This window comes from Agrococcus baldri (genome assembly GCA_900114805.1).
Classification (GTDB): Bacteria; Actinomycetota; Actinomycetes; order Actinomycetales; family Microbacteriaceae; genus Agrococcus; species Agrococcus baldri.
Genome location: FOZN01000004.1, coordinates 436,403 through 452,395, shown reverse-complemented (window position 1 = coordinate 452,395; position 15,993 = coordinate 436,403). Strand labels below are relative to the sequence as shown.

At 71.5% G+C, this 15,993-nt stretch carries 13 protein-coding genes; 7 read left to right on the top strand and 6 right to left on the bottom strand.

The genetic code is table 11. The features are described from left to right. The first annotated feature begins 1 nt into the window (after position 1). Positions 2 to 2,095 (top strand): DNA gyrase/topoisomerase IV subunit B, encoded by a 2,094-nt coding sequence (locus tag BM288_RS13805; protein ID WP_092919711.1) that lies wholly within the window; start codon positions 2 to 4, stop codon positions 2,093 to 2,095. A gap of 149 nt (positions 2,096 to 2,244) precedes the next feature. Here BM288_RS13805 and BM288_RS13800 read toward each other — a convergent pair whose 3' ends face one another. Beyond that, positions 2,245 to 4,695 (bottom strand): DNA gyrase/topoisomerase IV subunit A, encoded by a 2,451-nt coding sequence (locus BM288_RS13800; protein ID WP_092919709.1) that lies wholly within the window; start codon positions 4,693 to 4,695, stop codon positions 2,245 to 2,247. An 11-nt stretch (positions 4,696 to 4,706) separates the two neighbouring features. Between BM288_RS13800 and BM288_RS13795 the strand changes: the two genes are divergently transcribed. Then, positions 4,707 to 5,804 (top strand): alkaline phosphatase family protein, encoded by a 1,098-nt coding sequence (locus BM288_RS13795; protein ID WP_092919707.1) that lies wholly within the window; start codon positions 4,707 to 4,709, stop codon positions 5,802 to 5,804. 185 nt (positions 5,805 to 5,989) lie between these two features. After that, complete coding sequence (locus BM288_RS13790; protein ID WP_092919705.1) at positions 5,990 to 7,897, top strand: hypothetical protein; 1,908 nt, start codon at positions 5,990 to 5,992, stop codon at positions 7,895 to 7,897. Between the two features lie 242 nt (positions 7,898 to 8,139). Here BM288_RS13790 and BM288_RS13785 read toward each other — a convergent pair whose 3' ends face one another. From BM288_RS13785 to sepH, 4 genes are all read right to left on the bottom strand, one after another. Continuing rightward, positions 8,140 to 9,261, bottom strand: a complete 1,122-nt coding sequence (locus BM288_RS13785; protein ID WP_092919703.1) for an alcohol dehydrogenase catalytic domain-containing protein — start codon at positions 9,259 to 9,261, stop codon at positions 8,140 to 8,142. Further along, positions 9,261 to 10,175 (bottom strand): NAD(P)-dependent oxidoreductase, encoded by a 915-nt coding sequence (locus BM288_RS13780; RefSeq protein WP_092919702.1) that lies wholly within the window; start codon positions 10,173 to 10,175, stop codon positions 9,261 to 9,263. Before BM288_RS13780 ends, BM288_RS13785 begins: the two co-directional genes overlap by 1 nt. A 106-nt stretch (positions 10,176 to 10,281) precedes the next feature. Further along, positions 10,282 to 11,649, bottom strand: a complete 1,368-nt coding sequence (locus BM288_RS13775) for an MFS transporter (RefSeq protein WP_092919700.1) — start codon at positions 11,647 to 11,649, stop codon at positions 10,282 to 10,284. Positions 11,650 to 11,786: 137 nt separating this feature from the next. Continuing rightward, the gene (gene sepH / locus BM288_RS13770; RefSeq protein ID WP_092919698.1) at positions 11,787 to 13,013 is read right to left on the bottom strand and encodes a septation protein SepH; all 1,227 of its coding nucleotides are present in this window, start codon (positions 13,011 to 13,013) and stop codon (positions 11,787 to 11,789) included. Between the two features lie 233 nt (positions 13,014 to 13,246). Between sepH and BM288_RS13765 the strand changes: the two genes are divergently transcribed. Further along, positions 13,247 to 13,534 carry a DUF4193 domain-containing protein gene (locus tag BM288_RS13765; protein WP_092919696.1) on the top strand — a complete coding sequence of 96 codons (288 nt, stop codon included), beginning with the start codon at positions 13,247 to 13,249 and terminating at the stop codon, positions 13,532 to 13,534. A gap of 49 nt (positions 13,535 to 13,583) precedes the next feature. Here BM288_RS13765 and BM288_RS13760 read toward each other — a convergent pair whose 3' ends face one another. After that, the gene (locus BM288_RS13760; protein WP_092919694.1) at positions 13,584 to 14,039 is read right to left on the bottom strand and encodes a DUF3093 domain-containing protein; all 456 of its coding nucleotides are present in this window, start codon (positions 14,037 to 14,039) and stop codon (positions 13,584 to 13,586) included. Between the two features lie 69 nt (positions 14,040 to 14,108). Here BM288_RS13760 and dut point away from each other — a divergent pair, with 69 nt between their 5' ends. From dut to BM288_RS13745, 3 genes are read left to right on the top strand one after another with little or no spacing between them, the layout of a single operon-like run. Next, positions 14,109 to 14,561: a dUTP diphosphatase gene (gene dut / locus BM288_RS13755; RefSeq protein WP_092919692.1), complete on the top strand. Its 453-nt coding sequence runs from the start codon at positions 14,109 to 14,111 to the stop codon at positions 14,559 to 14,561. After that, a complete protein-coding gene (locus BM288_RS13750) occupies positions 14,558 to 15,154 on the top strand; it encodes a DUF3710 domain-containing protein (protein WP_092919690.1) in 597 nt (198 codons plus the stop codon). The genes dut and BM288_RS13750 overlap by 4 nt, the downstream gene beginning before the upstream one ends. Then, a complete protein-coding gene (locus tag BM288_RS13745; protein WP_092919688.1) occupies positions 15,151 to 15,960 on the top strand; it encodes a DUF3159 domain-containing protein in 810 nt (269 codons plus the stop codon). The genes BM288_RS13750 and BM288_RS13745 overlap by 4 nt, the downstream gene beginning before the upstream one ends. Positions 15,961 to 15,993: the final 33 nt, after the last annotated feature.

Here is a 15,993-nt window from a genome sequence, read left to right as displayed (position 1 = left end):
GATGGAGGATCGGTTGGCAAGCGCGGCATCCGACTACTCGGCACGGCACCTGACCGTCCTCGAGGGCCTCGAGGCGGTGCGCAAGCGGCCCGGCATGTACATCGGCTCGACCGACTCGCGCGGGCTCATGCACTGCCTGTGGGAGATCATCGACAACTCGGTCGACGAGGCGCTCGGCGGCTTCGGCTCCGAGATCTCGGTGGTGCTGCATGCCGACGGCTCCGTCGAGGTCGCCGACCGCGCCCGCGGCCTGCCCATCGACGTCGAGCCCCGCACTGGCTTGACCGGCGTCGAGGTGATCTTCACGAAGCTGCACGCCGGCGGCAAGTTCGGCGGCGGCGCCTACAAGTCCTCCGGCGGCCTGCACGGCGTCGGCGCCTCGGTCGTGAACGCGCTCTCGGCGCGCCTCGATGTCGAGGTCGACCGCGACGGCGCGACCTGGGCGATGTCGTTCCACCGCGGCGAGCCCGGCGAGTTCCTCGACCAGGGGGAGCCGTCGCCGGATGCGACCTTCGTGCCGTTCACGGATGCGTCCAGGTTGCGCAAGGTGGGCAAGGTCAAGAAGGGCGTGACCGGCACCCGCGTGCGCTACTGGGCCGACCCGCAGGTGTTCACCAAGGGCGCGGAGTTCCTCGCCGACGAGCTCGCCCGCCGTGCCCGCCAGACGGCCTTCCTGGTGCCGGGTCTCGGCATCCAGATCATCGACGAGCGCGGCGACGAGCGCGCCGTGCACCAGTTCAAGTACGACGGCGGCATCGCCGAGTTCGCCGAGTACCTGGCGCCGGATCCTGCGCTCACCGCGACCTGGCGGCTGACCGGCGAGGGCGACTTCCAGGAGACCATCCCCGTCCTCGACGAGGAGACCGGCCACATGGTCACCCGCGAGGTCGACCGCACGTGCGAGGTCGACATCGCGCTGCGCTGGGGCACCGGCTACGACACCGTCGTGCAGACCTTCGTCAACATCATCGCCACGCCCAAGGGCGGCTCGCACCTGGCCGGCTTCGAGCAGTCGCTGCTGAAGCTCATCCGCGACCAGGTGGCCGCGAACGCGCGCAAGCTGAAGGCCGGCAACGACAAGGTCGAGAAGGACGACGCCCTCGCGGGCCTGACCGCCGTCGTCACCGTGCGCCTGCCGGAGCCGCAGTTCGAGGGCCAGACGAAGGAGGTGCTCGGCACGCCCGCCGTGCGCCAGATCGTCGCCCAGGTGGTGCAGCGCGAGCTGGGCGCCATCCTGAAGTCGTCCAAGCGCGACGAGAAGGCCCAGGCCGGGCAGCTGCTCGAGAAGGTCGTGAGCGAGATGAAGGCGCGCCTGTCCGCGCGCTCGCTCAAGGAGACCGCGCGCCGCAAGAGCGCACTCGAGTCGTCATCGCTGCCCGTGAAGCTCGTCGACTGCCGATCGAACGACGTCGCCCAGACCGAGCTGTTCATCGTCGAGGGCGACAGCGCCCTCGGCACCGCCAAGCCCGCGCGCGACAGCGAGTTCCAGGCCATCCTGCCCATCCGCGGCAAGATCCTGAACGTGCAGAAGGCCTCGGTCGGCGACATGCTCGGCAACGCCGAGTGCGCGGCGATCATCCAGTCGATCGGTGCCGGCTCCGGGCGCTCGTTCGACCTCTCCGCCGCGCGCTACGGCAAGGTGATCATGCTCTCCGACGCCGACGTCGACGGCGCGCACATCCGCACCCTGCTGCTCACCCTCATCCACCGCTACATGCGCCCCCTGATCGAGGAGGGGCGCGTGTTCGCGGCCGTGCCTCCGCTGCATCGCGTGCTCGTCAAGCACCGCGGCAAGCCCGACGAGGCGATCTACACCTACTCCGACGCCGAGCTGCACCGCGTGCTGGCGAAGCTGAAGAAGGCCGGCAAGTCCTGGCACGAGCCGCCGCAGCGCTACAAGGGCCTGGGCGAGATGGATGCCGACCAGCTGGCCGAGACGACCATGGACCGCTCGCGGCGCACGCTGCGGCGCGTCACGATCAGCGACGCCGAGAAGGCGACCGAGATCTTCGAGCTGCTGATGGGCAACGACGTCGCCCCGCGCCGCGAGCTGATCGTCACCAACCAGGTCGACCGCGAGCGCATCGACGCCTGAGCGGCAGCCCGCCCGCCGCGCGCCGATCGAGTCCGCCCGCCGGCCCGTGTGCAGCGACCGGTGGAGTTCCGTCTGACCGGTGCTGGCGCAACGAGCCCTGTCGGAAGCAGCTCCACCGGTCGCGCCACGACGGCGGGTGCCCAGTCCGGCTAGGCGCCCAGCTGCGACCCGACCGCGCCGATCGCACCGTCGATGGACACCCCGGAGCCGGCGCGCGCCGCTCCGCCGGGCGGCAGCTGGCGCTGCGAGCCATCGGCGCCGACCGCTATCGGCGAGGGCCCCACCCAGGCGAGCGAGAGCCCGACCTCGCCCTTCAGCAGCCGGTGCGCCTGCACGCCGCCGGTGCCGCGGCCCTTGGGCGGGAACTCCGCGAGGTCGGAGACCTTGACCCGCGGCTCGTCGAGCCCGGCAAGCGTCTCGGCGGCAGCGGTGACGGTGACGACCTGCGCGCCCTCGTCCACGACGCCCGCGAACGTCACCGACGCATCCGCCTTGAGCCCGATGCCCTTCATGCCGGCGGCGCCCGCACCCTGCGGGTTCACCTGCGCGGCCGGGAAGCGCAGCAGTTGCGCATCGCTGGTGACCAGCACGATCCAGTCCTCGTCCGGAGCGGGCGCGATGCCGACCACCCGGTCGCCGTCCTTGAGTGAGATGAGGCTCTCGCGGTCGCGGTCGCGCAGCTCGGTGGGCTTGACGCGCTTCACGCTGCCCTTCGCGGTGGCCACGAGCCACGGGGTCTCGCTCGCGAGATCGATGAGCGCGACCGGCTCTTCGCCGCGCTCGAACGCGCCGAGCTCGCGCACCTTGATGCCGGCCGTCAAGCCGACGGATGCGGGAGGCACGCTGGGCAGGTCGGCCGGCGTCAGGCGCAGCACGGCCCCGCTCGAGGTGACGATGCCGAAGGTGCCGCGGGTGGTGGTGCCGACGACCGAGCGGATGGCGTCGTGGCGGCTGCGCCGTGAAGGCACGGGGATGGGCTCGTCGCCGTCGACGCGCACGACGCGGCCGGTCGCCGACAGCAGCACGCGCGTGGGCGCATCCGCGATCTCGAGGCTGGCGGCGAGCTTGGCGGCCGAGGCGCGCCCGGTGGTGGGCTGGCCGTTGCCGTTGGTGAGCAGCGTGCGGCGCGGCGTGCCGAAGCGCTCGGCGACCTCGTCCAGCTCGTCGGCGACCACCGTGTGCAGCGCCGCCTCGGAGCCTAGGATGCGCTCGAGCTCCGCGATCTGCGCCTTCAGCTCGTCGCGCTCGGCCTCGAGCTCGATGCGGCTGAACTTCGTCAGCCGCCGCAGCCGCAGCTCGAGGATGTACTCGGCCTGCGCCTCGGAGAGGTCGAAGATGCCCTGCAGCCGCCCGCGCGCCTGCTCGGAGTCGTCCGAGGAGCGGATGACCTGGATGACCTCGTCGATGTCGAGGATGGCGATCAGCAGCCCCTCGACCAGGTGCAGCCGGTAGCGCTTCTTCGCCAGCCGGAACTCGCTGCGCCGGCGCACCACCGAGACGCGGTGGTCGAGGTAGACCCGCAGCAGCTGCCCCAGGCCGAGTGTCTCGGGCTTGCCCTCGACGAGCGCCACGTTGTTGATCGAGAAGCCGTCCTCGAGCGGCGTGAAGCGGTAGAGCTGCTGCAGCACCGCCTCGGGGTCGAAGCCGGTCTTGATGCCGATCACGAGCCGGAGGCCGTGCTTGCGGTCGGTGAAGTCCTGCACGTCGGAGAGCCCCTGCAGCTTCTTCGACTGCACGCCGTCCTTGATCTTCTCGATCAGTCGCTCCGGGCCCACCTGGTAGGGCAGCTCGGTGACGATGATCTGCGTCTTGCGGCCCTGCCGCTCGATCGAGGTGCGCGCGCGGGTCTTGAACGAGCCGCGGCCCGTCTCGTAGGCATCCTTGATGCCGTCGAGACCGACGATGACGCCGCCGCCTGGCAGATCGGGGCCGGGCACGTGCCGCATGAGGTCGGTGACGGATGCGTCGGGGTGCGCGAGCAGGTGCTTGGCCGCCTGGATCACCTCGATGAGGTTGTGGGGCGCCATGTTCGTCGCCATGCCCACGGCGATGCCGCTCGCGCCGTTGACGAGCAGGTTCGGGTAGGAGGCCGGCAGCACGTCGGGCTGCTGGTAGGAGTTGTCGTAGTTGGGCACGAAGTCGACGACGTCCTCGTCGAGGCCCTCCGTGAGGGAGAGGCCGGCTGCGGCCAGGCGCGCCTCGGTGTAGCGGGCTGCGGCGGGGCCATCGTCGAGCGAGCCGAAGTTGCCGTGCCCGTCGATGAGCGGCAGCCGCAGGCTGAACGGCTGCGCCAGGCGCACGAGCGCGTCGTAGATCGCGGTGTCGCCGTGCGGGTGCAGCTTGCCCATCACGTCGCCGACGACGCGGGCGCTCTTCACATGGCCCTTCTCGGGGCGCAGTCCCATCTCGGACATCTGGAAGAGGATGCGCCGCTGCACGGGCTTGAGGCCGTCGCGGGCGTCCGGCAGGGCGCGTGCGTAGATGACGGAGTACGCGTACTCGAGGAACGAGTCCTGCATCTCGGCAGCGACGTCGATGTCGTCGATGCGCTCGGCGGACTCGGCGTTCCCGGATGCGGGAGGGGCAGGTGTGGCAGTCATAGGCTGAAGGAATGCTACCGACCAGGGCGCCCGGATCCCGGAGCCTTGCCGACGTTCTGCGCAGCTCGTCGCTGGCGATGCGCGGCGAGCCCAACGCCCTCTCGCTGCCTGCCGTGCAGAGCGCGGCCGTACTGCTCGTCGACGGCCTCGGCGCCGCCCAGCTCGGTCAGCGCGCGGGGCACGCGCGCACCCTTGCGACGGCGCCCGGCGGATCGCTCGATGCCGGCTTCCCCTCCACCACCGCGGTGGCGCTGGCGAGCCTCACGACCGGCGCGCTGGCCGGCGAGCACGGCATTGTCGGCTACGACGCGCTCGTGCCCGGGGTGGGTGTGCGCAACCAGCTGCGCGACTGGGGCGGCCCGATGGACCCGGATGTCTGGCAGCGCCTCCCGACGCTGCTCGAGCAGACCCCCTCGATCGTCATCGGCGAGCAGAAGCACGCCGACAGCGGGTTCACGCGGGCGGTGCTGCGTGGGGGCGAGTTCCGCGGGGGGCGCTCGGTGGCCGACCGCTTCGCCATCGCCGCTGACGCCGTCCGCGAGCGCGCGCTCGTCTACCTCTACGTGCCCGAGCTCGACCGCGCCGGCCATGAGCACGGCTGGCAGAGCGACCGCTGGATCGACGCCCTCGAGCAACTCGACGGCCACGTCCGCGCGCTCGCCGATGCGCTGCCGCGCCAGGCGGGTCTCATCGTCACCGCCGATCACGGCATGGTCGACGTCGACGCATCCGCCCACCTCATCGTGCCGCCGCAGCTGCTCGAGGCCGTTGCGCACGTGGCGGGGGAGCCGCGGTGCCTGCAGCTGCACCTGTCGGCCGAGGCGCAGGCCGAGGGCACGACGGCGGATGCGCTGGCGCACCACTGGCGGGCATGGCTCGGCGATGCGGCGTGGGTCGCCACGAGGCAGCAGGTGGTCGACGCCGGCTGGTTGGGGGCGCTGCACCCAGAGGTCGCGCCGCGCGTGGGCGACGTGCTCGTCGCGGCGCGCGGACGGCGGGCGATCTACGTCGACGAGCTCGACAAGGCCCGCGGCATGATCGGCCAGCACGGGTCGCTGACGCCCGAGGAGCTGCGGGTGCCGCTGCGCCGCTTCGGCGCCTTCGCCTGAGCTCGGCGGGGCGCGCATGACGACAGTCAGAAGGCGCGTCCTGAGCGAGCGTACGAGCGCCGGTGCGCCCGTCCTATGGCGCTCTTGACAGCGCTGCACGGCAGGAAGATGCTTGCCCCACCGACGGCGATCTCGCAGCCGGTTCGACTCGGGTCACGGCGAGCTCCGGCACTCAGGAGGATCCCGTGCGCACCACCGCGTCCCGCTCTCTGCTCGCCGGGCTCGTCTCGGCGCTCCTCGTCGCGACCGTGGCTGTCGCACCTGCCGCCGCCGAGGATCCGCCGCCGTCCTGGACGACGGTCCCCGGCACCGCCGTCGATGTCGACGGCCTCCAGATTGCCTTCGAGACCGCGGCAGTGCCGATGAACCCGTGGGGCCTCCACCCCTCCGGTGTCGACCCGGTTCCATACCTGCGCCCGGTCGGCGTGAACGCCTCCGACCGGACTCGCTGGATCGGATTCGGCATGGACATCGCGCAGCAGGGCATCGTGGAGCCCCTGTGGGAGGCCGAGTCGTGGGGCTTGGCCGGCGACGAGTCCGCCGAGCTCACAGACGTCTTCTCGGTGGAGCTCGCGCCGGGCGCGCCGCTGCAGTCCTCGCTGCTGATCGAGGAGGGTGTCCCGAGCTGGTCGGGCCGCACGTTCCAGATCTTCGAGCTCTCCGGGCCGCCGGAGAGCGGGCCCAGCCTGAGCCTGCTCACGACCACCACCGACCCGGGACGGTTCGTGCCCGTGCATCTGGACATCGCGACAGAGCAGGGCATTCCGGAGGTCGGGCGGGCCCTCGAAGTGACGAGCACCGGAGCGAGCGCCGACCTCTTCCCGGGGGTCGCCGCGACGGTCGCGGGCGATGGCCTCGTCGCAGGCGAGCAGCTCGAGCTCTGGCTCGCGCCGGGCATGGACGGGTTCTTCCTGCTCCTGCTCGGCGGCACGCTGCCCGCGGGTGCTGTGCAGGTCGGCACCGCGACGGTGGCCTCGGACGGCACGCTCCGGGCCGACATCACGATCCCTGCCGGCACCGCGCTCGGGCGCTACCAGCTCGCCGCCGGCGTGCCGGGCGAGCGGTACTGGCCAGCCGGCAGCCGGCGCGACTTCACCATCACCGAGCCCGATGCCACGAGCGACGAGGAGACACCGAGCGACGGCACGCCGTTCACGATCCCGCTCACGTCGACGGCGGTCACCTTCACCTTCCCGGTGGGCGCCGGTGCGGGCACGACGACCGCCGCGGTCACGGCGACCGGCCCAGATCCGTCAGGCTTCACGCTCGCGTCGAACCCGCCGCTCTACTACCACCTGTCGACGACCTCCGAGATCGACGGTGTGGTCGAGGTCTGCATCGTGTACGACGAGACGGCGCTCCCGGGAGACCCGCCGCGCCTCTACCACCACACGCCCGCAGGCAGCGGCGGCTACACCTGGCAGGACATCACGACGTCGAGGATCCCGGGTCGGGTGTGCGGCGAGACGGACTCCTTCTCGGCGTTCGTGCTCGGCATCCCGCTGCACGACGGCTCGACACATGCGCCTGCGCGCGCGGTGCTCAGCAGCGACAACGGCCACGACACGGGTCTGCGGGACGGCGACTACACGGTGTCGGTCGACCTCTGGTGGGGCGAGAACGCCAGTTCCGTGCGCCTGCTGGAGGACGGCGTCGCCATCGCCGAGCAGCAGCTCGTGCGCGGCACTCCCCGGGCGCAGCACGCCGAGTTCCCGATCACCGGACTCAGCAACGGCAATCGCGTGTACACCGCCGAGCTCAGCAACTCCACCGGCACCACCACGACGCATCCGCTCACCGTGCGCGTCACCGACGCCAACCCCGCCCGTCCGGCGCTCTCGGCGACGACGCCCAGGAATGGCACCTTCACGCTCACGGCCGACCTGTGGTGGGGCACCAACGCGACGAGCGCCCAGTTCACCGAGAACGGCGTGCCCATCGGCGCGCCGATGCCGCTCGTCGCGAACACGCCGGAGGCACAGTCGGTCAGCGTCACGCTCACGCGACCGCCGGGCCAGCGCAGCTACGCAGTCGCCTTCAGCAACGCGGCGGGCTCCACCTGGAGCGCGCTGCGCACCGTGCGCGTCCGGTAGCCCGTCCGAAGCCGCCGGAGTGCTCCAGCGCTCACCGGGGGTTCAGCGAAGCGCGCCAGGATGGCAGCAGGCGGCATCGTCCGCAAGGGAAGGAGCGCACCGTGCGCAAGTGGCTCATCACGACCGTGGCGACGGCAGTCGTCGGCTTCATCATCAAGCGCCTGACCGAGAGCGACGCAGATCGCTCAGCGCGTCAGAAGCAGCGTCGGCGCTGAGCGCCTGCAAGGAGGCTCCCGTGAGCGTCAGTCGAACCGCACGACCTGCCGGATCGCCTTGCCGTCGGCCAGGGTGTCGAGCGCCTCGTTGAGCTGCTCGAGCCCGATTTCGCTCGTCACCAGCGCCTCCACTGGCAACCGCCCCTCACGCCACAGCTGCTCGTAGCGGGGGATGTCGCGCGACGGCACTGCCGAGCCCAGGTAGGAGCCGATCACCGTTCGAGCCTCCGCGGTGAGCGTCAGCGGCGACAGCGACGACCGGGCATCCGGATGCGGCAGGCCGACGGTCACGGTCGTCCCGCCCGGCGCGGTCAGGGCGAAGGCGGTCTCGAACGCCTGGGGATGGCCGGCGGCCTCGATCACCACAGGTGCCCGCAGACCCTGCTCGAGCGCCTCGTCGGGGGAGAGCGCGAGGTGGGCGCCCAGCTCGCGTGCCGTGTCGAGCTTGGAGGGCACCGCATCCACCCCGATGACCCTGCCGAGCCCCAGCGACGCCGCCGCCAGCAGGGCGGCCATGCCGACGCCGCCGAGACCCACGATCACGATGTCGTCGCCCTCGACGGGCTTGCCGGCGTTGACGACCGCGCCGCCGCCGGTGAGCATCGCGCAGCCGAGCACGGCCGCGACCTGCGGCGGCACGTCGGCGCCGACCGGCACCACCGAGCGGCGATCGAGCACGGCGTGGGTGGCGAAGGCGGAGACGCCCAGGTGGTGGTGCACCTCGGTGCGCTCGCCATCGTCGGCCACCTCATGCAGGCGCCGCCCGCCGCCGAGCAGCTCGCCCGCGCCGTTGGAGGCGCTGCCGCGCTCACAGGGGAGCCGGCCGTCGGTGGCGCACGCCGCGCACTCGCCGCAGCGCGGCAGGAAGGTCGTCACGACGCGATCGCCGACGGCCACATCGTCGACGCCCTCGCCGAGCGCCTCGACGATGCCGGCGGCCTCGTGGCCGAGCAGCATCGGCACCGGACGGGGACGTGCGCCCTCGACGACAGAGAGGTCGCTGTGGCACAGGCCCGCGGCCTCGATGCGGATGCGCAGCTCGCCGGGACCGGGGTCGTCGAGCTCGAGCTCGACCAGCTCGAGCGGCCGCGACTGCGCGAAGGGGCGCTCGGCGCCGATCGCGCGCAGGACGGCGCCGCGGATGCGCATCAGCTGCCGTCCCAGCCCTCGACCGTGCCGTCCGGGCTCGCCTCGCGCACCACCAGGGTGCAGTCCTTGCCGCCGAAGCCCTCGTCGAGCAGCCGCTGCAGCTGGTCGCGGATGAGCGTGGCGGCGGGCACCTTGACGCCCGCGGCCTCGGCGCCCGCGACGGCGAGCGTGACGTCCTTGTGGGCGAGCATGGCGGAGAAGGAAGCGTCGAAGTTCTGGTTGGCGGCGGCGCCCGGCACGACGCCCGGCACCGGGTACCAGGTGCGCACCGCCCACGAGTCGCCGGAGGAGACGCGCGCGACGTCGAAGAACGCCTTGGGGTCGAGCCCGAGCTGGTGGGCGAGCTGCGAGCCCTCGGACATCGCGAGGATCGAGACGCCGAGCATCATGTTGTTGACGAGCTTCGCCGCGATGCCGTGCGTGGCCTCGCCGACCGCGAGCACGCTGCCCGCCATGGGCGTCACGATCGCCTTGGCGTCTGCGACGTCGGGGTCGTTGCCGCCGAGCATGAAGGCGAGGGTGCCGGCTTCGGCGCCCTGCGTGCCGCCGGAGACGGGGGAGTCGACGAAGCGGAAGCCGCGCGCCTCGGCCTCGTCGTGGCACCAGCGCGAGGTGTCGAGGTCGACCGTGGATGTGTCGAGGATGAGGGTGTTCGGGGCGGCGTGGTCGAAGACGCCGTCCGTGTCGGCGAGCACCGAGCGCACGTGCTCGCCCTTCGGGAGGCTGAGGATGACGACCTCCGCGCCGGCCACCGCCTCGCCGATCGAGTCGACGGCCGTGACGCCGTGCTGCGCGGCGCCTGCTCGCAGGGCCTCGACGACGTCGTAGCCCTTCACCTCGTGTCCGGCGGAGACCAGGTGGGAGGACATGCGGCTGCCCATGTTGCCGAGCCCGATCCAGGCGATTGACGTCATCGTCGATTCCTTCCGAAGGTGTGGCTCCCACGCTATCCGGTGGGAGCGAGGGCGGGCGGCGAGATCGCGCTCGCCGCCCGTCCCGTTCAGGGCCTTGATCGGCCGATCAGACGGTGCCCTTCTCCTCCAGCACGCGGCGACGGTCCTCGTCGTCGACGTCGTGCAAGGAGATGCCCTTGGTCTCCTTGAGCGCGAACACCGCGATGAGCGTGATCACGCATGCCGCCAGCAGGTACAGCGCCACCGGGATGTGGCTCTCGAACTGCCGCAGCAGCGCCGTGGCAATGATGGGAGCGAGCGAGCCCGCGACGATCGAGGTGACCTGGTAGCCGAGCGAGACACCCGAGTAGCGCATGCGCGTCGGGAAGATCTCGGCCATGATCGCCGGCTGGCCGGCGTACATGAGGGCGTGGAAGAACAGGCCGAGGATGATGCCGAGCAGGATGATCACGTCGTTGCCGGTCTGGAACAGCGGGAAGGCGATGAACCCCCACGAGGCGCCGGTGATCGCGCCAGCCAAGTAGACCGGTCGGCGTCCGACGGTGTCGACGAAGCGGCCGACCAGCGGCACGAAGATCATGTGCGCGATGTGCGCGATCGCCATCAGGCCGAGGATGCGGGTCACGTCGTACTGCATCGCGGTGACCAGGTAGGTGATCGAGAAGACCACCACCAGGTAGTAGAGGATGTTCTCCGCGAAGCGCAGGCCCATGGCCGTCAGCACGCCCTTGGGGTAGCGCTTCAGCACCTCGAGCACGCCGTAGCCCTGCGACTTCGAGCCCGCGACCTCGTCCTTGACCTGCTGGAAGATCGGCGCGTCCTCGATACGGGTGCGGATGTAGTAGCCGATCGCGACGATGACGACAGAGATCCAGAAGGCGATGCGCCAGCCCCAGCTGAGGAACGCCTCGTCGGAGAGCGTCCACTGCAGGATCAGCAGCGCGACCGTTGCGAGCAGGTTGCCGATCGGCACCGCCGCCTGCGGGAACGACGACCAGAAGCCGCGCTCCTTGTTGGGCGCGTGCTCGGCGACCAGCAGCACGCCGCCGCCCCACTCGCCGCCCACCGCGAAGCCCTGGAAGAAGCGCAGGATGACCAGCAGCGCCGGTGCCCAGTAGCCGATCTGATCGAACGTGGGCAGGCAGCCCATCAGGAACGTCGAGACGCCGACCAGGATGATCGCGAGCTGCAGCAGCTTCTTGCGCCCGAACTTGTCACCGAAGTGGCCGAAGACGATGCCGCCCAGCGGGCGTGCGATGAAGCCGACCGCGTAGGTGAGGAACGCGCTGATGATCGGCGCGTACGGGTCATCGCTGGGCGGGAAGAACAGGACGTTGAAGACGATCGTCGCGGCGGTGGCATACAGGAAGAACTCGTACCACTCGACGACGGTGCCTGCCATCGCGGCGGTGACGACCTTGCCGAGCCCCTGGCGGGTGTTGTCTCTCGACGGGTCGGTGACGGACTGGGTCATGCCTACCTCCTTGTAGGTGCACGGGACGTGCCGTCGAGCAACCTAACATGACGAAAGGTTCATGTCTGCATTTCGCCTCAGGAAACGCTGAAGCGGGAGCGTGCCATGGCACCCTCCCGCTCCGGCGGTCCTCGTCGTCAGTCGTCGCTGCGCGAGCCGAAGACGATCTCATCCCAGCTGGGCATCGCCGCACGCGAGCCGCGCTTGCGGCCGGCGACCGGCCCCGTGCCGGTGGCGCGCTGCGGGCGCTGCTCCTCGGGGGTGGGCGCCGGCGGTGCCGCGTCGGCGGTGTCGGGCTCGACCTCGAACAGGCTCGGCTCGTTCTCAGCCGTGCGCAGCGTCGCCTCGCGCTCGCTGCGACGGCGGCGCAGGGCATCGAGCAGCTCTGCTGTGTGGTTGGGCTGCGCAGCGGCGGCAGGGCGGTTGATCGCTGCGTGCTGCACGTCCTCGGGCTGGCTGCCCACCTCGCCGCCGCGACGGCGCAGCCACGGGTTGTCGGCCTTCGTGGGCTCCTGCTGTCGGCCCGTGCCGGGCGTCTCGGAGGGCGCCGGCACGGAGGAGCTCTCGACGGCGTCCTCCAGTCCGACGCCCGGCTCGACCGGCTCGGGGGCAGGGCGAGCGGTGCCGCGCTGGATGCGGAAGGCATCGGAGTGGAAGCGGCCGGTGTCGCGCTGCGCCGCGCGCTGCGCGATCGGGGGCGCGTCGTCAGTGGGGGTCGGAGCCGAGTCCGGCGCCGTGGCGGCGGCATCGGGGGCCGCGGGACGCTGCTGCCGGTCGATCGCCCGCAGCCGTGGCACGAGCACGCTCGTCGCGTCGCCGGTCTGGCTGAGCGAGGTGGCCTCCTTGCCGCGCGGCGTCAGCGTCGCCTTCTTGGGCTCGTAGCCCCAGACGGCCTCGTGCTGGATCGCCTCCGTCGTGAAGCGCAGGCGCACCGTCCAGGCACCGCCTTCGGCGTCCTTCCAGGCCGCCCACGTCCGATCGGATGCGCGCAGGTCGCTCAGCCGCTCGTCGATCGCGGCGCCGAAGGTCGTCTCGCCCGCGAGTGGGTCGATGTCGCCGGATGCGACCGGGATCGAGAGGGCGGAGTCGAGCACGTGACTGCGCTCGGCCACCACGGGGCCCTCGAAGCGCTCGACGTAGGCGAGCTCCTCGCCGGTCGCCGAGGCGACCTCCTCGGCGGTCATGCCGCCGCGGATGAGCGCCTGGATGTCGCGCGGGCGGGCCTTGCGCTCCCGGTGGGGGATCGCGGCCGCCGGCTTGCGGTGCTCGGGCAGGGCGTCGACGGGCACGCGGAAGCGCTCGCCGGACGCGGACTCGAGGATGAGCACGTCGTCCTCGACGCCGATGACGCTCAGCTGCTGCATGATTCGTCGGTCCTTCCTGGCCAGATCTCGGATTGCGACAGCATCCCACGCGGACCGTCGCCGGAGCGGGAATGGGGCGGGCGCGCCGTGCGTTCCATGCGGTGCAGCACACCGGGCTGCCCAGCAACCTGTAGACGCACAGCCGCGCTCGGATATCTGATTTGCCTCAGATGCCGCTTTCGTGCAGAATGTGCGCCGACGCCGCCCACCTACCCCCAGCAAGGAAATGCCAGATGGCCACCGATTACGACGCCCCGCGCAAGACCGACGACGAGAACGAGTCGATCGAGGCGCTCAAGGAGCGAGTGCCGTCGAAGAGCGTCGCGACTGACGACGACGCCGACAACCCCGGCAGCTTCGACCTCTCCGCAGCCGACCTCGCCGACGTCGAGCTCGACGTCGTCGTGCTGCCCCCGCAGGAGCACGAGTTCACCTGCGTGAGCTGCTTCCTGGTGAAGGACCGTCTGCAGTTCGACCACGAGACCAAGCTCGGGCCCATCTGCGCCGAGTGCGCCTCCTGAGCCGGTCCGGCACCGAGCCAGTCCTGCGCTGAGCCGCTGACGCGCCGCGTCAGCGGCTCTTCTGCGCTGCCTCGATGGCGGCGGCGAGACGCTCCGGCCGGCGAGTGCTCATCACCCAGGCGGGTGTGGGGTCCTCCTCATCGATCACCGGTACGCGCACCAGCGAGGTGATCCACGGCGAGACGACGTGATGGTCTGCCGGATCCCAGCCCGCTCGCAGCGCGACCTTCGCGTCCGGGCCCAGCAGCGCATCCGCCGTGCCGAGCTCGTGGACGCCGATGCGGGCCTTGCCCGCACGCAGCTGCCCGTCGCGCAGCTCGATGCGGGGCGCGCCGAGCCAGAGCGCCAGCACGATCGCGGTGTACAGGCCGACGGCGACGATGATGCCGGTCACGATGCTCACGGGCAGGAACACCAGCAGCGCGGCGGGCACGATGAGCAGCAGGACGGCGAGCAGCCACCACGGCGGCACGAGCCGCTCGCGGTGCGAGGGGACGGATTCCATGCCTCCATCATCCCGTGTCGGCGAAGCCGGGTTCGCCGCGGGTGCGGTGCTCGGCTAGCCTCGACTGCGATGAAGCAGGTCGAGATCCTCATCACCGGAACGCCGGTGCCCGCCTACGCGCACCCGGGGGACGCCGGTGCCGACATGCACGCCGCAGAGGCGGTGACGCTCGAGCCCGGGCAGCGCGCGCTGGTCGGCACGGGCATCGCGATCGCCCTGCCGGACGGCTACGCCGGCTTCGTGCACCCGCGCAGCGGCCTCGCCGCCAAGCACGGGATCACGATCGTGAACGCGCCGGGCACCGTGGACGCGGGCTACCGGGGCGAGATCAAGGTCAATCTGCTCAACACCGGCAGCGAGCCGCACCGCATCGAGGTGGGCGACCGCATCGCGCAGCTGATCGTGCAGCGCGTCGAGCGCGTCCGGTTCATCGAGGTCGAGCGGCTGCCGGGATCGGATCGAGGCGAGCGCGGGCACGGATCCACCGGCCACGGCGCCGCTCCAGAGGGGACAGCACGATGACGGAGACCACTGACGGCGGTCAGCTGCACGACGACGAGGAGCTGGTCGAGAAGAGCGCACCGACCGACCGCGCCGAGGTCGGTCCGCTCGACGAGTCCGAAGCGCCCGTGCGTCCCTACGTCGATCTCGGCGGCCTGCGCATCGTGCCACGGCCCGGGATGCAGATGCGCCTGGAGGTCGAGGAGAAGACGAAGCGGATCGTCGCGGTCACGCTCGAGCACGAGGGCTCGACCGTGCAGCTGCAGCCCTTTGCCGCACCGCGCAGCGAGGGCATCTGGGCGCCGGTGCGCGAGGTGCTGCGCGCCCAGCTCGAGCGCCAGGGCGCCACGGTCGAGGAAGCCCAGGGGCTGCTCGGCCCTGAGCTGCGGGCGCGCCTGCAGTCCGGGCCGGACGGCGCTCCGCGTGCCGTGCGCATCATCGGCGTCGACGGTCCGCGCTGGATGCTGCAGGGCCTGATCGGCGGCCAGGCCGCGATCGATGACACGAAGGCTGCGGCCGCGATCGAGCTGTTCCGCTCGACGGTGGTCTGCCGGGGGGCGGAGCCGATGCCGCCTCGCGAGCTCATCGCGCTCCGCGCCCCGAAGTCGGCGTGACGGCGGTGGGGGAGTCGGGCGACAGCGAGTCCCGCGAGCGAGACCCGCACGACGAGCCTGAGTCGGAGCAGCGACGTGAGCCGTCGTTCGCCGACCAGGTCGGCGGCGTGATCCGCGGCTCGAAGCTCGGCCAGCTCGACCCGACCGCGAAGCCGAGCGCGCGCGCGCTGATCGAGGCGATGGGCGGCGTCCGCGGCCTCATCGAGTCGCTGCTGCCCGGCATCGTCTTCCTGGTGCTGTACGCGACGACGAAGAGCGTCTGGCTGTCGGTGCTCGTGCCTCTGGTCATCTCGATCGGCTTCGTCGCCTGGCGCGTGCTGCAGAGGGGGCAGCCCGTGCTCGCCTTCGCCGGCCTCATCGGCGTCGGCATCTCGGCCGCGGTGGCGCTGTTCACCGGCCAGGGCGAGGACAACTTCCTCTGGGGCTTCACGGTCAACACGGTGGTCGTGCTGGTGCTGCTGACCAGCATGCTGCTGCGGCGACCGCTCGTCGGCGTGATCGCCGGCGCGCTCACCGCGACGCCGCACGCCTGGCGCACCGAGCGCGCCAAGCGCACCGTCGCCTGGCAGTCGACGACCCTCTGGCTGATCGTCATCGGCGCCCGTCTCGCGGTGCAGGTGCCGCTGTACTTCGCCGCCGAGCAGGGGACCGCAGGGGCGGTCGAGCTGCTCGCCGGCGCCAAGATCCTGATGGGCGTGCCGCTCTACCTCGCGACCCTCTGGGTGACGTGGCTCATGGTGCGCACCGTGCTCGAGACTCCGGACGCAGACACGCCCGCGGGAACGCCGGAGCCGGGAACGCGCTAAGATATCTTGACGTCAAGATAACTCGCTTCGAGC

Bases quoted from the DNA above. Each gene is read 5' to 3' on its own strand.
- BM288_RS13805 (WP_092919711.1), top strand. From the start codon at position 2: ATGGAGGATCGGTTGGCAAGCGCGGCATCCGACTACTCGGCACGGCAC.
- BM288_RS13800 (WP_092919709.1), bottom strand. From the start codon at position 4,695: ATGACTGCCACACCTGCCCCTCCCGCATCCGGGAACGCCGAGTCCGCC.
- BM288_RS13795 (WP_092919707.1), top strand. From the start codon at position 4,707: ATGCTACCGACCAGGGCGCCCGGATCCCGGAGCCTTGCCGACGTTCTG.
- BM288_RS13785 (WP_092919703.1), bottom strand. From the start codon at position 9,261: ATGCGCATCCGCGGCGCCGTCCTGCGCGCGATCGGCGCCGAGCGCCCC.
- BM288_RS13780 (WP_092919702.1), bottom strand. From the start codon at position 10,175: ATGACGTCAATCGCCTGGATCGGGCTCGGCAACATGGGCAGCCGCATG.
- BM288_RS13775 (WP_092919700.1), bottom strand. From the start codon at position 11,649: ATGACCCAGTCCGTCACCGACCCGTCGAGAGACAACACCCGCCAGGGG.
- sepH (WP_092919698.1), bottom strand. From the start codon at position 13,013: ATGCAGCAGCTGAGCGTCATCGGCGTCGAGGACGACGTGCTCATCCTC.
- BM288_RS13765 (WP_092919696.1), top strand. From the start codon at position 13,247: ATGGCCACCGATTACGACGCCCCGCGCAAGACCGACGACGAGAACGAG.
- BM288_RS13760 (WP_092919694.1), bottom strand. From the start codon at position 14,039: ATGGAATCCGTCCCCTCGCACCGCGAGCGGCTCGTGCCGCCGTGGTGG.
- dut (WP_092919692.1), top strand. From the start codon at position 14,109: ATGAAGCAGGTCGAGATCCTCATCACCGGAACGCCGGTGCCCGCCTAC.
- BM288_RS13750 (WP_092919690.1), top strand. From the start codon at position 14,558: ATGACGGAGACCACTGACGGCGGTCAGCTGCACGACGACGAGGAGCTG.